Origin of the sequence: Mesorhizobium sp. M4B.F.Ca.ET.203.01.1.1, assembly GCF_004791025.1 — a bacterium.
In the GTDB taxonomy this organism is placed as follows: Bacteria; Pseudomonadota; Alphaproteobacteria; order Rhizobiales; family Rhizobiaceae; genus Mesorhizobium; species Mesorhizobium abyssinicae.
Map to the genome: position 1 here is coordinate 134404 of NZ_SRUO01000008.1, position 19969 is coordinate 154372.

The 19969-nt window shown below is 61.6% G+C and carries 14 protein-coding genes; 5 read left to right on the forward strand and 9 right to left on the reverse strand.

The features are described 5' to 3' along the window. Positions 1–7: 7 nt before the first annotated feature. The 3 genes from EN846_RS19020 to EN846_RS19030 all read right to left on the reverse strand — a co-directional run bounded on the left by EN846_RS19020 (position 8) and on the right by EN846_RS19030 (position 4753). The gene (locus EN846_RS19020) at positions 8–1909 is read right to left on the reverse strand and encodes a hypothetical protein (protein ID WP_127391180.1); all 1902 of its coding nucleotides are present in this window, start codon (positions 1907–1909) and stop codon (positions 8–10) included. Continuing rightward, positions 1906–3168 (reverse strand): hypothetical protein, encoded by a 1263-nt coding sequence (locus EN846_RS19025; RefSeq protein ID WP_127391179.1) that lies wholly within the window; start codon positions 3166–3168, stop codon positions 1906–1908. The genes EN846_RS19020 and EN846_RS19025 overlap by 4 nt, the downstream gene beginning before the upstream one ends. 361 nt (positions 3169–3529) lie before the next feature. Next, the gene (locus EN846_RS19030; RefSeq protein ID WP_127391178.1) at positions 3530–4753 is read right to left on the reverse strand and encodes a Druantia anti-phage system protein DruA; all 1224 of its coding nucleotides are present in this window, start codon (positions 4751–4753) and stop codon (positions 3530–3532) included. A 421-nt stretch (positions 4754–5174) separates the two neighbouring features. On the opposite strand from EN846_RS19030, the gene EN846_RS19035 reads away from it, so the two are divergent. The 3 genes from EN846_RS19035 (at position 5175) to EN846_RS19045 (ending at position 6566) form a co-directional block, all read left to right on the forward strand. Beyond that, positions 5175–5414 carry a transcription factor gene (locus EN846_RS19035; RefSeq protein WP_127391177.1) on the forward strand — a complete coding sequence of 80 codons (240 nt, stop codon included), beginning with the start codon at positions 5175–5177 and terminating at the stop codon, positions 5412–5414. After that, the gene (locus EN846_RS19040) at positions 5411–5941 is read left to right on the forward strand and encodes a hypothetical protein (RefSeq protein WP_127391176.1); all 531 of its coding nucleotides are present in this window, start codon (positions 5411–5413) and stop codon (positions 5939–5941) included. The genes EN846_RS19035 and EN846_RS19040 overlap by 4 nt, the downstream gene beginning before the upstream one ends. 139 nt (positions 5942–6080) lie before the next feature. Then, the gene (locus tag EN846_RS19045; protein ID WP_127391175.1) at positions 6081–6566 is read left to right on the forward strand and encodes a hypothetical protein; all 486 of its coding nucleotides are present in this window, start codon (positions 6081–6083) and stop codon (positions 6564–6566) included. Positions 6567–6588: 22 nt separating this feature from the next. Here the strand turns inward: EN846_RS19045 and EN846_RS19050 are convergent, their stop codons facing one another. From EN846_RS19050 to EN846_RS19070, 4 genes are all read right to left on the reverse strand, one after another. Next, positions 6589–6891: a hypothetical protein gene (locus EN846_RS19050; RefSeq protein WP_127391174.1), complete on the reverse strand. Its 303-nt coding sequence runs from the start codon at positions 6889–6891 to the stop codon at positions 6589–6591. Between the two features lie 861 nt (positions 6892–7752). After that, positions 7753–10692, reverse strand: a complete 2940-nt coding sequence (locus tag EN846_RS19060; protein WP_127391173.1) for a DEAD/DEAH box helicase family protein — start codon at positions 10690–10692, stop codon at positions 7753–7755. Next, positions 10692–12491, reverse strand: coding sequence for a phospholipase D family protein (locus tag EN846_RS19065; RefSeq protein WP_127391172.1), 1800 nt, complete (start codon positions 12489–12491; stop codon positions 10692–10694). The genes EN846_RS19060 and EN846_RS19065 overlap by 1 nt, the downstream gene beginning before the upstream one ends. Then, positions 12488–13678 carry a DUF6361 family protein gene (locus EN846_RS19070; protein ID WP_127391171.1) on the reverse strand — a complete coding sequence of 397 codons (1191 nt, stop codon included), beginning with the start codon at positions 13676–13678 and terminating at the stop codon, positions 12488–12490. Before EN846_RS19070 ends, EN846_RS19065 begins: the two co-directional genes overlap by 4 nt. A gap of 1539 nt (positions 13679–15217) precedes the next feature. Between EN846_RS19070 and EN846_RS35190 the strand changes: the two genes are divergently transcribed. Both EN846_RS35190 and EN846_RS19085 read left to right on the forward strand, forming a co-directional pair. Continuing rightward, positions 15218–15691 (forward strand): hypothetical protein, encoded by a 474-nt coding sequence (locus tag EN846_RS35190; RefSeq protein WP_128347099.1) that lies wholly within the window; start codon positions 15218–15220, stop codon positions 15689–15691. A 107-nt stretch (positions 15692–15798) separates the two neighbouring features. Continuing rightward, on the forward strand, positions 15799–17103 hold the full coding sequence (locus tag EN846_RS19085) for a hypothetical protein (protein WP_127391564.1): 1305 nt from the start codon (positions 15799–15801) through the stop codon (positions 17101–17103). A gap of 472 nt (positions 17104–17575) precedes the next feature. On the opposite strand, the gene EN846_RS19090 is transcribed toward EN846_RS19085, so the two are convergent. Both EN846_RS19090 and EN846_RS19100 read right to left on the reverse strand, forming a co-directional pair. Beyond that, positions 17576–18406, reverse strand: coding sequence for a recombinase family protein (locus tag EN846_RS19090; protein WP_189379528.1), 831 nt, complete (start codon positions 18404–18406; stop codon positions 17576–17578). A gap of 1077 nt (positions 18407–19483) precedes the next feature. Beyond that, complete coding sequence (locus EN846_RS19100) at positions 19484–19921, reverse strand: terminase small subunit (protein WP_127391562.1); 438 nt, start codon at positions 19919–19921, stop codon at positions 19484–19486. Between the last annotated feature and the right edge of the window lie 48 nt (positions 19922–19969).

Sequence of the window (19969 nt, forward strand, 5' to 3'; positions counted from 1 at the left end):
TCGGTGCTTACTCCCTCCTGATACCAGCAAGGTCGAGCAGGAGTTGGAGGCGGGTGTCCACATGGTCCTCGCTATCGATCCGCCCGCCATCGAGTTCCTCCTCGATGTCCTCCGGTGCCAGGCCCGTCATGCGCCATAGCGGCCACAGCCAGCCATAGGAGGTGGATTGGAGCGAGGTAGGCGCATTTGAAGTACGGAAACCTTCAAGCGTGGACATGAAGGCTGTTGCAGTCCGCTCGATGCGCGGGTTGCGCAACGAACGATCCCGCCGCAGAAGCCTTAACAACTCTTCCGTTTGGGCCTTGCCTTTGGATAGTTGCATCGACAAGGCCTTGGGATCGAGTGACGCCAGCGCCCCTGCGGAGACAATGGCGTTTGCCTTGGGGAAAATGCTCCAGTCCAGCACATCCGCGTCGAACACCGGTCCCAATTGGAGATAGAGCGGCTGCTCTGGAAACGTCGAAACTCCGTCCGCCAGTGTTGCCACCACCAAGACGCTTGCGTCGCGGATCAGGTCCACGATCGCATCGGCCAGCAGTTCGAAGGGTGCATTGTTGACCCGCTCCAGCACCAGCGCCCCGATCATGCCATCCTGTTTGCCAAATGCTGCCACCACATCGGTGTCGAGCGTCGCTGCATCGACAAAACCGACCGGCACCCGCGCCCGCACCACATGCTTCCCGGCGAACGTCATTGCGGTCGCACGGGCCAGCTCGGTCGAGAATGATCCCTTGAGAAACAGCACTCTGCCGGTCACGGCAGCGGCGAGCACTTCTTCCGCGAAGACCGCGGCGCCCGGAGACTTGAGGCCAAGCGCAGCGTAGTTCGATGTCAGCAGGGCCGCAGCCTCTGTACCCGTCGCCAGGGCCTTGATCGGGTCCGGTTGTTGCTCCAGCGGCACAACCCGTAGCGATGGCGTAGAGGCCACGGATGGCGCGTCGGTCTGCACCGGAGCCGGGCTGGTGTTCTGTCCTAGTTGCCCGACCCTTTCGGCAATGTCGGTAAGCTGTTGTTGAAGCTCCGCGGTGTGCTTGCCCGCCCGGTCCTCGGTGTCACTCCAGAGCGCCTCCAGGTCGGTCACGTTACGTTCAACGGCCTTCAGGCGCCCGTCTGCCGTGGCGCTGACGCGCGCAACGGCCTCGCCATGGGTTTCCAATTCCTTCCGCACAGCCGCCAGTTCGGCAAGCACCGTTTCTAGTGCGCGCGTAGAGGCGCCCTCTTCGACCACCTGGGCTGGCCGGGCCACGAGACCGGTCACAGTCTCCGCCAATCGCGCAACCTCGCCTGACGACCTCTCAACGTCGCCCTGCAGGCCTTTCAACAGTTCCTCATAGCCCTGTATACGCTTCGGGAGGATGGACAACTCCCGGTCTCTCTCCACCGCCACCAGCGGTTTGGCGCTGCTTACCAGCCCCTCAAGCGTATCGGTGGTTTCGAAGGGGCTAAATTGGAGAAGCCGCGAGATCGTCTCTGCCGCACAATTGTTGAGAAAGGACTGTTCATGCAGACAGCGGAACAGCGCTTCAATCTCCGCTTGCGGCTGGTCCGTGACCACCTGTGGATGGTCTTTTGTTGCATTCTCGATTGCGTCGAGCAACGCGGCGAGACCCTCGACATCCTTCAGGTGCTGTTCCGCCCACGCGCGCCACAGATAGTAGTAGGCGAGGTCGGCGCGCTCCTTGTTGGCCTTAGGAGCGCCGCCCTTCTTGAGAAAGTGATGGAGCAGCGCCTGCTTGCGCTTCGGGAGGCTGGCGGCACTTTCCTTGCGAAAGCCGTCAACACTAGGCAGCACACGCAACAGTTCCCGGCTGGCCTTGCTGGTCACTTCGCTGAAGAAGGCCAGCAGTTCGCGGTCACCAAGCGCGCGTAGCCGCTCGACAGCCTGTGGTGTGGGCGACGGCTGGGTCATGTTGCGTCTCTGTTTCCGCGAATGCGGGTCAAGGCAATACGGTGGTGAGCCTCAAGCCAACGCGGCGCAATCATGGCGCGCAATGCGGTCGAAAGCGCCTCGTCGGACTGCGACCTTGAAGCAATGCCCGCCTGCCCAGCGGCAGCGAGTACCCAACGGGCATGCGCACGCGTGGCTGGCGGCAGGTGCCGGGTCGGCCCAGCCGTGGCCACCCGCATATCGAACCACCATGCGCCGAACGGACCCAAGTCCAATACCACGTCGCATTTGGTGTCACGCAGCGCGTCTTGTAGTTTAGCGAGGGCTTCCGTCGTCACTGTCTCGGTTGCCGAATGGAGTTCCGCGGCGGTGGTCGCGAAGGCGCGCTGGGTCCAATCGACAGCTTCCGCTGGCCGTGACCGAAGGCTCGGAACAAGGCCGCGCGGAACATTGAGGCCAGAGAGGTCGAGCGAGCCGGCCCGCACCTGCTCAAGTAGTGGCCGTGCCTCGGCCGAGTTTGCCGAAACCGAGCGTGAACCAAAGGTCAGAAATGCCCCCCGTGCCGCTCGCACGACAGGTTTGACCAGCAGCTCTGGCAACGCCCGCCCCTCGACCTCCAGAATAGGCGGCTCGGCCGCCGGAAAGCCGCTGACCCGTATGAATTGCCATTGTCCCCGTGCAAGGGGTACGGAGGCACTGTCATCACCGCTGCGCGCGCGCAGGATGGCCTCACCATGGCCATCGCCTGCATGGATCGCCAAGGTGAATTCGCTTTTGGTGTCCAGGACAAGGCGCGCCGATGCGTCAATGACGTGCATGGGCGGTGACACCACACCCCACCGACGTTTGGCCTGCTGTACCGCCAAACCGGTAGCCTGCCTGACCCACTCGGCCAGCCCTTCGTCAGCCACCTGCGGGAGCGTGACCAGGAGGCAGCTCCACTGCTTCAGGTCGGCCAGACGGGTGACTGCGAGTTGCCGCGGCACCCTCGTGACGAGCTCGGCACGCTGCACGAAGTAATAGGCAGTGCCCCAGTCCAGGCCGGTTGCCAACGCCTGTCGGCTGCCCCTGCCGGCCGAAAAGACCGTGCTCCGCAAGGAATCCAAACCGGGTATGCGCCCCTGCACGGCGACGCCAAAGGCGTTGTCCACGTCTCCGCTGACCCAAACCACACGGAACGCCGGGGAGTCAGGGTTAACCGCGTAGGCCTGCGCGCCGACATGCAGCCGGGCACAGGCTACCTCGACCCGGAACCCGTCGCCACCGCCGTCGAAGGTCAACCTGCCTCTCGGGGTGGGCGCGCGCGGAATCTGCACCTCAAGGCCCCAGCGGGCAGGTACCCTGCTGACGGGCGGCTGCACATGCAGAGTAAGGGCAAGAGGCAACTGAGGAGTGGCTGGCTCTGGCCGCGATTGCACGGCCGACTGCGCCCCTGGCCCCTGCCATCCCCCGGACGCATGATAAAGGTAGCACTCCGGTCGCGCGGCACCCGAGACGTGGGCAAAGTGCGCATCGCGGTAGGTGCCTTGCCGGGGGCTAACGCGGGCACCGCACACAGGGCAGGAGTACCGCCGGTACCGCTGCGCCAGCGAGGCCTCTACCCGCTGTCCGCTCGCAACGTCGATGGCGAAATACATCCTCTCAACCCGTTCGACTGGCAGGTTGCGCAGACTGTTCCTTCAACTCGGCGAGACTACCGGCAACGGCGCCGCTCACAAGCTCTGGCACGCGGTCTTTGCACCAATTGCGATAAGCCGGCTCACGGATGCCGCGCGGTACCATCCAGCGGTTTACGGCCAGCGCCGACACTTCTGCGACGCTCAATAGGTTGCTGTAGTCAGGATCGGCGCCGCTCCCACGGAGGATGTCGACCGTGTTGGCGGCCAGGCTGCACAGGAACACTTGCCGCTGAATGCCGTGTTTTAGCAGCGAGTCTTTGAAGCCCAGCCGCGTCAGCGCCGCCTTGATGGTGCGCAGCCGCCAGTTCGGTCCCTTGCCGTACTCATGGTGGTCGGCGTAGCCGTGATTGAGCTGCCGGAGATAGGTTCGCAGTTTCTCAAACAGGGCGTCTGTAATATGGAAGTGCCCCCAGCCGATGGTATAACCCACCGGCTGAAAGTACCGCGTGCCGCCAAGGGCCAATCGATTATAGACCGACGAACGCCCCATCGATGAGCTAGTTGTCACCATCAGCAGGCTGGCGTGCTTGGCGGCTCCCGAAATGATGCCGATGGACTCACCGTAGGTGTCCTTGAAGTCCCGCACCACTTCCTGCGTCCGCACCAGTGCAGCCACAGCCTTGCCGCCGAGCAGGAACGAATACGGCGGCACAGCACCCAGCACATAAGCGTCCAGCAGGTGCACCAGCCGCAACGAACGGTCAGCCGAGTTCCAGCCGACCAACTTGTCGCGGACCGACAAATTGAAAACAGGGTCGCCCAAAGCGATGATCCCCGCCAGACGGTCGTGACCCTCGTCCCACACCAGGTAGCGCAGGCGGCGGCCAAATCCCGCCGATACGGGTACGGACCAGGTTAGCGTGGCCAGCCGGAACAAGTCCGCATCCTTGGTATCGCTACGCACTCGCCGAAGCGCCAACCTGATGTTGGCAGGTTCAATCTCGTCGCCGTCTGCAAAATGGGGCAGGAGTTCCTCGACACATCGGGCAAGGAAGACCGTGTTCGCCTCAAGCTTGCCTCTGCGTTGCTCGCCATGGAGCTGCCGCACCGCCTCCTTGTCTTGCGCCGGCGGCAATAGCAAGCCGTTCTTACCCTTTTTGAACCCAAGGCGCTTGAGATGCTGGCGGACCGCGCGTTTTAGCTGCGCTTCCGGCGTCGGAAACTTAACTATTATGCCCCTGCCCATCGGCACTTTTCCCCCAATCCCTCTGGTTGTTCCAGATTGTTGTTTGCATTCGACAATCAATCAACAGTCAAGGCGGAACAACTGCCTAGAAGGCAGGCAGTCGCGACAACTTGATACCCGCATAAGGCCGAGATTCGCCAGCGCTGTCGATCCTTCTATCCCAATCGCCCACGACAACAGCCCGAATTCTTCAAGAAGAAGATTCGTGAGGCTTTGGGCGGGGAGGACTAGCCGTCCCGCTATTGATTACGACAAAATGCAAGCAGCATGAGCCTGCGATTAAGGCTGCGGTCGGTTCAGATCCTCGTGCCCTCGCAATTCAGGACCAGAAAAGTTTGCACGCTATGGGCTTAGCATATTGCAATTAGCTTTTAGCTAAATTATGCCGATGACCCGGTAGATAACTGCTGAGGTGTACGGGATGACTGCGGACGAAGCACTTAGGAAGATCAAGCTTGCCATCGAGACATCGCCGAGAAACGGATATATCGCCGAGCTTCACGTTCAGGTGATCAAGTACGCCAGTATCCTGGATGGCGTAACGGGTAGAGAGTTTTGCGAGGCCGTGGGACTGACGCCGGCCTTTGGGACCGAATTTGCCAAGATGCGCAAGATCGCAAGCAGGCTGGTCGACGCCGGCCTCGATGTGGACCGGATATGAGGACGGTCGCGTCAAACTACCTCTACTCGACCTTGCGGGAGCGGATCGTCGAGCACGTATTTGTTGGGGACGCTCTCCGCGAGCTTTGGCGGCTCGGCGTTTACGACGTTGAAGTGCTCCGGTCGGAATTCGACGCCCACGGGTACGACCTGGTTATGGCAAGGGGAAAGGTCGTTCGGCACATCCAGTTCAAAACTGGAACGCAGAAGAAGCCCGGCTCCGTTTCACTGTCCCGTGCTTTGGCTGAGAAACCAAGTGGATGCGCCATCTGGATCCGACTGGAGCCCGATCTTGGCATGGGGCCGTTCTTCTGGTTTGGGGGCCCTCCCGGTCAGCCGCTAGCGGCGCTGAACCACCTTCCAAACTCGCGGCGTGTGACCCCTAACAAGAACGGGGTCCGTCCGATCCGCAAGAATCATCATGAAGTGCCGGGCGCTGCATTCGTGCCCCGTAGCACATTGCGGGAAATTCTGGTCGACCTTTTCGGCGACCTGAAGCCGACGCTCGTTGTAGAGGAACTGGAATGACGCCTACGGGTCCCATCGCAGGTTTCTTGGATTCGGCTTTCCTCAACGTACAATATTCGAATAGCGTTATGTCGGAAATACTTCGATGACCCGTGCCGCGTTGTGGCAAACGGTAACATTCCACATTGCGTGAAGAGCGATGACAGAGGGCAAATATCCGGGAGAGCTCGCCTCCCCGCAGCAGATACATGAATTGGCGGAAGAGTATCGAAAGGCCGCAACCTTGCTGCTTCAGCTGGGCCGATCGGGCAAACCGCTTACCCGAGCGCCGTTCAGACTATCCGCCATCCACGGGATCGGACTCTATCTGACGGCGCTCTTGCTCCAACGTGGCCACGATCCCAATCAAATCCGCAAAATGCAACTCGACTTGGCGGCGCGGGCGAAGCACACCGTCGAAGCGAGGCTGCGCCTTCGCGCGAAAACCGCCAATCATCTTCAGTCCCTCAGCCAGAACCGGGAATATCTCATCACCCGGTACGGCCCAGAGTTGGCGGCAACGGCGTCACCGATAAACCGGCTTACCGCCACCCTCGAAGAGGTGGCGGCAAAGTTTACCCTTTTGATCGCGCCGTCCTCAAGAACGGGGCAACAAGCAGACGCCGCCGCAACTGGCAAGGCCTGAGCCGATTACCGCCTTGGGCGGTTCAGGGCTGCGGTTCGGCGGCTTCTCTGTCCGCCTCAACCGCGAGTCCAATGACATGATGAACGAGGAATACATCGATGTAGTACGCGACCTCGTCGCGCGGCATCGGCAGCTTGTCGACTAGGTCGGTAGCCAGCCAACTGTCGATGTAGTCACCGGCATCCCAGAGGCTTCGGGTTAGCTCCTCATCGTTCGGTTCAATCCGCTCAATTACACGCTCGAACGCGGTGTTGGCGGCGTCGATCAGTACAGCACGGTCGGCCCCTGCAACCGGCAGGGACGCAATAATGGCATTGGAATCCATGAGTGGATCATCCTTCTGGAAGGGGCGTTTGTGACATCAGCCTTGTCGGTCGCCATCCCGACGGTGGTTCTTAGTGTGGTGGCTAATCAAGGCGCCAGGCGCCACCTTCTGCTCACATGCGCACAAGCAGGATACGCTGGAATTTCGTAGATGCAATCCAGGGCAAGAGGGACAGCACCGAAATGCAAGCTCGGCGCCCACCTCTAAACCGCCTGAGGGGCCGGCGAAGACAGACAAGGAGATTGAAAATTTCATCCGCCATTACGAGCAGAAGGGCGCAACGGCCCTGCCGTTCGATCACGAACTGCTGGAGGAACGGGCAAGGCGCAGCTAGATCAAGCACAAACTTAACATCGACAAGTCGCTCGCTCTCTTGCGCCCGGCAGCGATCGAACAAAGATGCATAACCTATGGGGATCTGGCGAAGGCTAGCGATGTTGCATGGAGCCAGGCACACTGGCTCATAAGTGGCGCAAACGGCCACCTAGATCGGCTACTCGACGTTTGTTACGCCCGTGGGCTGCCGATGTTGATCGCACTCTGCGTCAACCAATGCGGCCTGAAAACAGGTGAACTCGAAGAATATTCTCTTGCTGGGTTCGCCGCAGGTGCTCGACGGCTAGGAATTCCGGTCGTCGACGAATTGGTCTTTCATCACGAGTCTCGGGATGCCTCTTGGAGATGGGGGGCGCGAAAGGACGAGCGATGGAAGATGCCCAATCCGGAGCAACAAGATTTCGAAGGGCAGCTTGATGCGCTCGGTAGGGTATCAGCAAAGCTTACCGCATGTGCCGGCGAGCGGTTCAGGTCCAGCCTGCCAGTTGCTCCATCTCTCACGCCCCCCGACGCCTAGCGTTCGCGTCAGCCTGGTGGAGCAGAAAGGCGCGAGATCGCCGATAGGTCGATGGCGAGACTTCGGGCGTCGGTCTCGTCGGCACCCAAGCGCTGCAGCATGCTTACGAACGCATCCGGATCCGGCTGTCCGAGTGCGAGCCGGTAGTAGAGCAGGTCCTGCAGCATTCTCTCGCGACGTGCCGCCCTCAGGCTGAAGCGCCAGTCGAAGCTGACGCTGGTCGGCCGCCCGCTCTCAGGGAGCCACCAGCGTTCCAGACCGGTCCGGCCATCCTTCACCTGTCGGGCGAGCGCGATGAGCTTGCCGAAGGGACTCCCGGTGTCAGCCCGCGACAGGGCCTCCTCGCCGTGCCTGCGTGCCAGGGACTGGCGCACCGCGAGACTGCCGTAGCGCGCGATGCGTCCCTCGCGCTGCTCGAAGTCGACCGGGTCGCTGGGGAGGTCCCAGTGAACGATCCGGCTGCACCATAGGTGAAAGTCCAGTCCTTCCTGACCGATGGAGGTCGTACAAAGCATGTGCGGCCAGAAGGGCGAATTGAACGCGAGGCGCAGCGTGTCGCTACGAACGCGCTTGCCTTTCTTCTTGCCGCCGCGGCTCTGATCTCCGCCGGCGAAGGGCGACACCGCCTGGACCGGCACGCGATGCTTCGTCCTGCCGCGGCGGAACTGCACCAAGCCTGGACGATCCAGCAAGCTCGCGGAGAGCTGATCGATGATCTTGATTCCCTCCGCGTCGCCGAGCTGGCCAAGCAGTCCCATCTGCTCGTCGAGGACGGCCTCGAAGCCTCCCTTCAGCATCGCTTCGCCAAGCGCGTCCGGATAGCGCTTGCGCCTGGTGGCGGCGAGTATCAGATCGGCGAAGGTCCGGTGACCGAGATACGGCCTCAGGTTGTCCCACGCGAAGGCAAACACTCGCTGCCTCTTGCGAGAGGTGTCCTGCGGCACGCGGTGTCGGGCGACGCATCGCGCGATGATCGAGCCCGGGGACGAGAGTAGATACTCCGCCAGCGCGACGAGTTCGGCGTGGGAGATATGGAAGATCTGACCGAGCGTTTGCCAGTCCTTCGCCTTGGCACCTCGGCTCGCCCTAGAGGCTAGCGAAGAGATGCGCTGGTAGGAGGACATGGAGAGAGCTCGCTCGACGCCGGCGGCCACGATCCACGTCGGTCGCTTCTCGCGGCCGTCAAGCTTGATGCCTCTGCCGCGCAGATAGTCCTCGAGCTGCCGTCGCGCGTCTGCACGTACCGTAGCGACCGACGCATCTGCCGATTTCAGAGGCTCGACCGCGAGGGAAAGATTCGGCCACGGCATGAACAGGCCGACTAGCGCCCCAGTCTCGCTGCCCCCTGGACGCAGGAGCGGTGTGGGCGCCTTCTCCTTCGGCTTGCGCAGCCCGCCGGAGAGGTGGATCGACAGCAGGGCGGAGATCGCGGTGGGCGCACCGCGCCACTTGCTAAAGAGCAGCGTCTTGCCCGGCAGCAGCCTCTTGGTGGACCACGGCCCCTCGAGCTTCCACCAACCCACGGTCGGCGGCTGCCATGGCAACGATAGGTGCGCCGCGTCGCCGGACATCTCGGCGAGTTGTCGGAGCTGAGGATGTGCGAAGGCACCGCGGCCGGATCCCGCCTCGATCGGCGCCGGCTTCGCAGTGGTCAGGACGTCCCACACCTTGTAGCCGTGCATCGTCTGAGCGGGATAAGGGATCGAGCTCCACATTGCCGGGGCCCAGCCGGCGAACTCGCTGCCCGATGTCTCCGCGAAGTGCTTGAACAGGACGAGGTCTTGCGCTTCGATCTCCACCTGCCGGTTCCGGCGCTCGAACAAGTCCTCCTCGTGAACCAGCGCGCGCTCCGTGCGCGCCATCAAGGGTCGGAGCAGCCCCTCCAGGCGCAACTTCGCCGCATGGACCGACTGGCGTATTCCGTCGGCAGTGCCGCCGGTGCGGAGCGCGTCGTGATATTCGCGGAAAGCGCCCTCGACCAAGGCCTTGTGGTCTCGGTCATCGGCGAGGAACCCGACCAGGTCGATCAGGGAGCGATAGTGGTCGACGGGATGGATCTCCTCGCCGTCGAGTCGGCGCAACCGGTAGGGCGTAGCCGAAAGCAGCAGCACCGCCGGACGGTCTTCACCTCCGAGGAGTGCGTCGATGAGTAGTCGGTGCACTCGGGCACGCTCGCACTTCAGCCGCAAGTCCGATTGCTCCGGCCTCGGAAGTATGAGGTCGGCGTAGCGGTGGAACTCGTCGAGGATCACGAGATCGGGCTTCACCGTTCTGGACCGGAGTGCTGCAAGTGCGAGGACGGAGCGGAAGCGGGCGACGAACTCGACCACATCGACGTCCTCGCGGTCCAGCCAGGCGAGGACGGCCATCTCGACCTTGCCGGTCGGGCAGCCGAAGATGTCGCGCATTGCGCGTTCGATGCCGATGGCGGTGTAGCCCTTCAGGTTTCCGCGCTCCTGGAGTAGCCGGCGCCCATTCCCTCCACGGTCTCGGTCGAGTTTCAGCACGACGGAGCGGAGCAACGGGAAACGGTCGAGCGCAGACCGGATCAGCTCTCGCTCCGCCTTTCGGCCCGTCCTTGGCCCCGGCTTCCAGCCTGGAAGGCTCGTCTCCGGCGTGAAGGTGAAGATGCGGAAGCCCTCCCCTTCCTGGGGCGGGGCTCCGGGTACCAGGGCGAGCCGGTCTTCGCCGGCGTCATACTCCTTCTCATCGATTTCGGTGAGCGAAACGAACTTCGGCCTGTTTTGCCCCGCGATCTCCAGACTGGGGCACATGTACATCACGTTCAGTCGCTTCCGGCTCGTGCGCAGCTCCTTGGCGATGGCACGCGCGATGACGGTCTTGCCGAGGCCGACCTCGTCCGCGACCAAGAAGCGCCTCGGGCCGCTGGCCTCCAGGGTCTGGCGCGCCACCTCCACCGTGCGCTGTTGGAAGGCTGCCAAGTCCATCAGGCCACTCCATGCACGGCGCCATGGACCGCCTGGAGGAACGGTTGGACGTCGTCGAGATCGTCGAGCGCCGCCCGCCTTTCCTCCTCGTCTGGGAGCGCCTGAAAGGCCTCCCGGAAGGATTCCACCATTGCCATCATGCTGGTGATGCGGCCCTCAAACGTCCGTGGATCGCGGGCCCAAGCAGCGAGCATGGTTTCAAGGGTGAACATTTCGGACAGCCGTAGGGCAACTCCGGGTTCCCTGCCCGGGCGCGGCTCCGACCATCGCTGTCCCGCCGTCCCGTCCACACCGTCGAGCAGCGATCTGAGCCAGTCGCGGAACCTGCTCGCCCCGACGTAGCGTACGAGCAGCGCCCGGTCGCGGCGCTCGTCGTCCATCCCCTCGACCGGCAGCGAGAGCACCCAACTCCTCTGGATCGCGGGATCGCCGAGGCTGCTCGCCCGGAAAGCGACGAGCGAGGTCTGCTCGCTCAGCGTCACCACGCCCTTGAGCAAACGGACTGTCCGGACGCCACTGCCCAGATCCACCCAGGCATCCGGCTCGAGGAAGGGCGACGCTTCGAAGCGGGCGGTCGCGAGCGTCTCGCAGGCGCCCTCCCCGATCCGCAGCAGCAGCCCTTCCTCGTCGTACGCGAGGCTGAAATCGCATTCGAGTAGCATCGAGATCTGCTCGTCGAGCTGTCGCCTCGCGCGCTCGTGCTCAGCGAGCTCCTCATCGATCTCAACCTTGCGGAACTCGAAACCCGAATGGACGAACTCGTGCAGGGTGTCGGCGAGCACGGGATCCCTCAGGTCGAGGATGGCGACCGCCTCGGCGTTGGGCCCGATCAGCCCGCGCTCCGTCAAGTTGGCGCTGCCCACCATGAGCGCGGTCCTGCTCCCTTTGGTGACGGCGAGGAGCTTCGCGTGGACGCCTGCTGGAGGCAGCTCAGTGAACTCCCCGACCTTGTCGTCGATCTGTTGCTCGACCGAGACCTCCGTCTCGGGTTCCGGCGCTGTAGCAGTGCGGAAGGCGACGCCGCTGACTGGCGAGCAGTCGAAGGCCGCCATGTCGGTGGTGAGCAGCGTAACCTTGGCGCAGCCAGCCTTAAGAACCTCTGCCAAGCCAGTACGGTCGATGAATGGGCTGACCGCGCTCGCCCGCTCGCCGCGACCGAGGAGCGGCGCTCCGACGAACCTGCGCGTCTCGCCCGGTCGGCGCCAGAGGAGGCTGCGCACTGTGACGCCTGGCGGCGCCACCCATCGCGCCATCCCCAGCTCCTCGAGTTCGTCCGCCGTAAGGCTAGACTCCCGGAGGAGGTCTCGCGCGAGGCTGGAGATATCCGGGACGGACCGCGCTGACTTGTCGCGCGAACTGACGAGGAGCAGACCGGCGTCCAGGTCGGAGGATCCCGTGAGGTTGCGGCTTCCGATCCAGAACCGCCATTGGACCGCGTCGCCCTCGTAGCGGATGAGCGCGACCTTGGGATGCCAGCTCTGCTCGCGCTCGTTCGTGGCGATCGCGGAGACCATCGTGTCGAGCAGCGGGAGGACGGAGCGGTGCGCGCGCGGCGCGACGATCCGGCCGAGCTGATGGATCACCTGGAGCTTGCCCCGCACGCGGTCGAACGCCTGGACGAGACCAAGTGGCGAGTTTTCGAACTCGACCTCCGCGTCCCCGCCGAGCGCCAGCACAAGCCCCAGCATGGCGATCAGGTCGAGCGAATATGTCGCGACCACCGCGCGGGAGACGGTCTGGCCTTCATCCGGCCGCAGCGCGCCGAAGATCGACACGCGGTCATCTTTCCGGAAGCTCATCCGACGCTCCGCACACACTCGATCATGTTGCGGACCACGGGCCATCGGTAGTCGAGTGGCATCGCGATCCCCTTGCGCCAGTCGGCGCGCCGCTTCTGGTTCAAGAGGTAAGCGCGGCCATCCTTCAGGTCGCGCTCGCGGGTCTCCAAAATCCGCATAATTGCCTCGAGCGGCTTGTCGGCGCGCACCCAGTCGATGATTGCTTCGACGAAGTTGGTCAGGCGCCCGTCGATGCGGGTCGCCTTGCGCAGTTCAGCGACGTCGAGCGCCAGGACTGCATCCTGGTGCTCCGCCCGGAGTAGCGGAAGCGCCTCCGCGTGAGTACGATCATCGGTGCTGCGGTCCTGATTGCGCTTGGCCTCGACTAGGGCGGCGTAGGCGCCCCGCGCGATGCAGGCGACCGAGGCGGCCCTTTCCGCCAGCAGCAGATCCTTCCGCTCCTCGACGGTCGCCACGTTCCTGATCTTGGCGGACCAGAGCGACTGCGCCGTCACTCCGGCCTCGGCCAGTCTGCTGAGAAGCGGCTGAGTCCCTCCCTCGCCAGCCCCCCGCCACTTGCAGCGGATGTAGTCGGCCTCCGAGCGCCGAAGGGCGAAGTCCAACTGCCCGGACTTATTCGCCCAGCCCGGTGGCGGTCCGGGGAGATCCTCGAACAGCGTGCCAGTCCGAACCTTTCCGCCGTCACCGTCGTCACGGGTGAGCAGGCGGGGCCAGAGGCCTTGCAACTGCACTTCCGTTGGGGCGCCGGTGATGCCAGCTACGGGGCTTGCCATCCGCCAGGATCTGAGCGCGGTCCAGTAGATCGTGCTCGCACGGACCACCGGACGCTCGCCCGTCTGATACTTCATCCATCCCGAGATCCCCGAGTTCTGCAGTTGGCGCACCGTATCCATCAGCCGCCTCGAGTAGCGGCGCTCGATCTCGAACAGACGGTCGCGGCTGAAGCGCTCGCCGGCGGTCGACGCGAGCAACTCCTGGTAGGCCCACGCCACGAAGAAGACGTAGCGGAGCTGCGCGTGCTGGACCGACGTCCCTGGGAAGAACCGATCGGCGAAGGCGAAGTGTATGGGCGCGAACCCGAGCTCGTCGCGAGTCCCATCTGACGCGAGCTTCGACAGATAGCGGTTCGCGGCGTCGCGGTCGGCCTCCGATAGCATGAACCAGCCGACGGCCGGACCACTAGCCATCGGCCGACACTCGCTCTCGCTCAAGCACGTTCGATGTCGATCGATGCTCTTCGAATCGACGAGCGTGAAGCTCGTCGAGCGTCGGAACTAAGCTCCCCATGGAAAATCCCTCCCCTCTTAGAGAATAGGCCGGACGATCATGGGATCGTCAAGTGTTGCAGTAGTCAGATGCGCACCTGCCAGTTAAGTCTACACGGCTCCCCGTAGCGCACACCGTAACGCGCCCCCAAAACTAAGATGAACGAAGTTCGGCTTTCGGATGCGGCAATCCGGCGTGAATGGCGACAACGCGGACAATGAAGTCGCTGGGGGTCGAACTCGGTCGTTCGAAGTGATTTTGGTTGGGCACGAGAGCGGTTGAGGAAGGCCCGACTGTGAACGAGTTGTCGGTGGGGCGCCTGACAGGGCCCCACAAGCCACCCCCCACCCCCGCCACCGACAAACCTCGGCGGGGCCGGCGCCCGAGGCAGCCTACATTGGACTTCCCTGTGCGTTCCTACCCGCGCAGGTGTGGCCTTAGGTCGCAAACAATTGGCGTCCAAATGCATAGCCTCAGGCTTCATTGGCCCTGCGACCGACACCATATGCTGGTCTATAGACCTCCAAAACGAGAGAAGCTTGCCCGACGGGGTCGCACTGCGGCCTTCGGCCGGCAATGGCTATGAAACTAGGAATCTGAAACCATCATGCCTGAAAATATCAGACCAACTTCGAGAGACGTTCCCCTCATTCAGCTAGGGGTCTATCAGTGCCGCTTCCCGGTGAGCGAAGACCCGTCAGTACCCGGCGGTTACCGTTTTTGTGCTGGGCCAACTTCACCGGATCGCGTCTACTGCGATCACCACCACAGCATCGTGACCGCCGTCGACTCTCGTCGAGTCCGTTCGGGTCTCCATTTTCCTCAACGACGCGCCGCGTAGTTGCGTTGGGTCACGGCCTCCCTGCCGATCTCAAGGGCTCGGCGTAATGCGCTGCGACCTGACAGTCGAAATCGTCGTTCGCGGGCTGAGCCCTCCGCTCGGTAGCCATCCCGCTAGCACGAACGGACATGCAGTGGCAGGCGCCGTGTCTGGCTCGATGTCGTTCGGATCGATGAAGCGCTAGAAGGATCGAACCGAGCTGCGGTATGAAGTCCCCAGACGACGAGCAAAAGATGAGTCCGCCCATAGAACCGGCGCGAGCAACGATGAGAGAACCGTTGCGAACCGCATAGTCAATTCGCGACGCCACTCTGATGGAAGTCCGCCCAGCACGTAAAAACGCATATGTAGCAGGGGCCCCAAGAGCCATCCCCACCGTCGCCGGCAAACCCGGCCGCCTTTCGCCCCGGCATCATCGGGCTATGCTGCCTGACGTCCCGCACGCAGCCGTCGTGTTGAGGCTTCTTGAGACCGGCCCAGCCCCGATCAGTTTCGCATCATCTAGTGCAAGATCGCCTGCATGTGCACTTCCAGGTCGAGTTCACCTCTCGCCTCAGCGGCCAACAGGTACTCAGCGTTGGCCCGGCGGTCGCCTCGGGTGGCCGCAGGATAGGAGCAGATGGCCAGCAACGCCTCTTCCTCAATCGGGTCCGCCGTCTTGGCGGTCGTACCGGCTGCTGCACGCTCGATGAACAACTCGATGGAGCGCGCAATAAGCGGTCTCATGGGTTGCGAACAGCGCCTGCAATTCGCGCGAGGTACCTTCATCTTCAGCAAACGTCGGTCCAACGACAGCGGGTATCGACCAGCGCCGCCCGGCGACGGCGGTCTCACCCGCTGGCGTTCTAGGGTCAAACTCTACCACCTGACTGCCGCCAATGGCCGAGATGGATGGGAAGTTGCCGTTCGGCTCGCCAATCAGAACAGTACGTTGCGCAAGAGCGGTCATTCGATCCTTGCGATCGAATGGCTACTTTGGCTGGAATGGCGGACGTCTCTAGCAGCGTGGCTGTCTGGACCGACCTCGAATCCGGCACGGCGCGTCGGCGAGATGAAAAAACGAAGTTGCTATCCGTCCTTAATCTATACATGAATGAGGTTGGCAGGGCAGCGACTTGGCCGCCCGTGCGCGTCTGAAACTCATTACTATGTGACTCCTTTTCTGCAACACCACGAGTTGCCAACTGAGCAAGTGTCGAGATGGAAGAAATTGCGGTTACCACCGTAGAAGAGCTCCGCGAAGTCGTCAGAGGCTTGGGCTACGGCGTTCTATTTCGCGGGCAGACCTCTCATTATTTGAAGGGCGGCAATCCCTCAGTCGTGACTTCGTTTGATCGAAAAGGCTGCATACCAAGTCAGATGCTGAAATGGAGCCGATACGCCGAGAGCGCATTAGAAGCTTACATCGGCCCGGTGGCCCGTTCGCTCGATTTTATGCAGGCGCTGCTGCAGCACTATGGATGGCGCTCATTTTACGTGGACTGCTCTGCGAGCGCTGCCGTCTCCGCATGGTTCGCGAGCCATGTGTATTCTGACAAGCGCTCGCTGGAGCTGTGTGAAGATTGCGGGGAACGTCCGGTAATGCTCAGCAAGAGGATGGCCCGGTATGATTATGCCGACGGAGACGGTCACCTCTACGCCTTTGATCTCGCAAACTGTGCAGAACGTACAGGTGCGATTGATTTGGCCGCGCTCGCCATCGAGTCAGCGCGTCCAAGAACACAAGCACAAGATGCTTGGCTTCTGGGGCCGCTCCGGAACACCGAGGTACCTTACGAATGTTTCCTTGCGCACATCAGAGGTCCTCGTGATGTGTTTCGAGACTTCGCCGCAGAGGAATCGATGGACTCGACCGATGCCCTTTTTCCACCGGTCAAAGAGGACCCTATTCTCGCGGCGCTTTTGGGCCTGCCTTGGAAGAAAATTGAAAACAAGAACGACAAGCTCAAAATACCTTTCTTTCAGCGGGCTCTGGATCTCCCGGAGTATCATGACAGTTTCGTCAAGATAGTTTCTGGGACCACCGCTTTCTTCCAGAAGGCGCGCGCGTCCGATCTCGGCAGCATTGATGGAGATCAGTATGGTGGTATCACTGTCCCTGTCCCTGAGATTATTCTCTTTGGCACAGCGGATGCTGCACCTCTGCGTTTTCCCAAGATCGGAGAGTTGTTATCTGAACACCGTAGCGTTGCATTCGAAGTGGACGAACTCATCCAACACGTCACCATGCAAGGAACTGCCGTTTATCAGAAGGGAGTGGTTGCGATTGCTCACGAACCCGATTTTATCGAGGTTTGTGAACTCCAAGTCGAGCACCCCGGACTCGAAATGACGGGGGTTGGCATAAACAGAGGGTGGTACTACCGCGTCGGCAATGACGGGATTTGGCAGCGTGAAGTTCACCCGGAGCAATGTGACTGCGGGAACGATGTCGTACACCTTCGCCACATATCTTCGCTGCACATCGTCGAGCATTATCTCAATGCTCCCAACGAATTTACATGAGAAGTCCATTTTCGACAGCGCAAGGGTTGCTATACGCGGCCGGCATGAGGAAGTCCGACTGTGTTGCTAGGGGCACTTGATCGGGGCCCACTAGCACCCCCAACCCCCGCCACCGACAAATCTCGGGGGGGGCAGATGCCCCGGGGGCGCCTCTACTTGTGCGTTCTTATCGGCGCAGGTCGATAATTTTGAAATTCGCTTCCAAGCCGTCTCCTTCGGCGGAGACAGCGAATGGGCTCACCATTATCCGGGATCGATCATATAGGTCGACAAACAGCTCTTTTGCTGCCTCGAGGTCCGGCGCAGAAAACTCCTCATCGTTAACCTCGACCCCCCAGTCGCCATAAGGCGTGCACCAAGTTTGGCCCACTTGGATGTCGCCAAGCGTAGTGTCCACGAAATAGTGGCCGCTTCGTTGACCCAGAGCTGAAGAGCCATCCGTCCTCCCAAAATCAAACAATAGGGCGCGTGGCTACCAGCGCGAGCCGAGCGGTGTCCGCTTTAAGGGGTCCGTGACCTCGGTCATATTGTCCTTGAGCTCGGCAGCATCTGGTTCAAGGGGCGAAGACAATGATTTTGCCTTGCCCTTGAGTGGCTGGGCATGGCTATTTCCTGCAGATGCCAACATTCTCGAAACTGCAGTCGGTGTATATTGCGTTCCAGCACTCGACAGATACCCCGCGTCCGCCAACGCCGTCGCCACATCAGCCAGAGTCCGCTGCCGGCCATTGACCCGATAACGGTGCAGCTTCTTTGCGAGCGCAATCAGCTCAGGTCCGCCATCAATCTCGGCATAGTTTCGGCGCCCACCGACTTTCTTGCCGGTCTCGCGGCGCTTGCGCTCGCGGGCACCCCTGAGCTTCTCCACCAGCATCGCTTTCTCAAACTCCGAGACCGCGCCAAGCACTTGACGGATCAGGTTTGCAGTCGGGGTATTGCCGATAAAGCTGTCGGGACTATCGACAGCTATCAGCTCGATCCCGCGTGATTTCAGCATCTCGTAGCCGGTCTCCTGAACGATCAGATCGCGGGCGAAACGGGAGGCGGTCTCTACGAAGATTGTGCGTACGCCATTGGACAGGAGGCGCTCAAGCATTGCGGAAAAACCGGGACGCACCGTGACCGGGTCGGCACCGCTCACCGCTGCGTCGTAATAGCTGTCGATGATCTCGTAGCCGTTTGAGTGAGCAAACTCCTTGACGGCCTCGCCCTGGCGCCGCTCGCTGTCTTTGTCGGTGCCAATGTTGGCAGCGGATGAAGTGCGGAGATAAGCCACTGCCTGCCTCAAAGCCTTGCTGTTCATAGCCTGCAGCCTCGCCGTCATATCGTTTGCTTCAGCATTTGACAATTTTTAGCTGTCGAAAGTCAAGAACTATCCTCGACGCGATCCATCACTTCCTTGGTCAGCAGGGCCGGTTTGTGCAATCATGTTTCGCGCTTCCGTGGAGTACAAATGGGAACAACAACTGATGCTCACTGTTTCGCCTGCGGTTACGACACATTTCTGAGCCTCGGTGGCGGGATGACGGACCCAACGTATGCAGCGTGGCCCGTTAGCTGCAGGACGTGCGCTGCAGTCACGACTGCCGACTTCGAGCACATCCCCCTATCCTGCGAAGAGTGCAAAGGCGGCGACGTTACTCCACCAACCGACCGTCAGTGGTGGAAGGGAGACGGCCACGTATTCGAGAGTTGGGGAGAGTTGACGCTAACGAGCGGCCACTATCGCTGTCCCAGGTGCGGTGAATTTGAGCTTCGCTTCGGTACAAATGTCGGTGGACACCGCGAGATAATGTGGGATTAGCGCCGTCGCGCCGACACGACGAAGGTGCGCACTCTGCGGATCGAACAGCAACTCGACGACAGGAAACAATACGCATGTCCGGAAAAACGTGCACCCGTTGTGGCGAGGCAAAGCCGGCTACGCGAGAGTTCTTCGGGTCAACGCCATCCGGCGGGTTGCGCAGTTACTGCCGGAACTGCATGAACAAAGTATCTGCAACATATGAAGAGAAGAACAAAGATGCGCGGCGCGAACGCGACAAAAAGCGGGCAGAGTCGCTAGGCGGCATTCGCCGGGGCTCGGACCCGAGGGCCAAGCAAGATTTGTTCAAGAAACAGAATGGACTCTGCCTGTGCTGCTTCAGGCCGATAGACAAAGCCGAAAACGGAGAGATTGACCATGTCGACCCACTTTCGAGAAATGGCCTTGACGTGGCAGCAAACCTCCTCCTGGCGCACGCCCAATGCAATAGGGAAAAACACAATAAGACGCTCCGCGAGCACTGGGAATGGCGGGTAAGAGTAGGGCTCGACACCGAAAACCTAGGCCGTAAGCACGGTCTAATACGCTAAAGCTCTGCCAGCACGGCATCATGGGTCACTGGGGCTTCGGCGCAAACCGCCTCTGCCACTCTTCGAGGCTCATCTGCTTGACCTCACCCGGCTCGCGCATTGGACGCCGAAGCGTCTGGTCAACCTCCGCTTTGTCAACGATCAGACCGAGCAGCTTGGCCTTGCCCATGACTGCCGCTACACCTGCGGCCGGGTTCTTGCATGCCATGGCGAGTTTGCGCATGATTTCAAGCTCGGCGACCAGATCGTCGACCGTAACCTCTGACCGCTTTGCGGCCTCGGCCCGCAACTCAGCGACGCGGGCGGCCACCTTAGGTAATCTGACCATCTTGGAGGCCTCCACCTCAGCAGCGTTGCCGCGCGCAGCGTAGCCCGCCTCGACATAGGCGCGAGATTGTGGAAGGCCTTCGGCGAGGCCAAAGCAGAAACGCTCCTGGCGTATGTTCAATTTTGCATTTGACATTGCGGTGCCAGAATACTGCAGCCGACGGCCTTCTGCTATCCTGAAGAG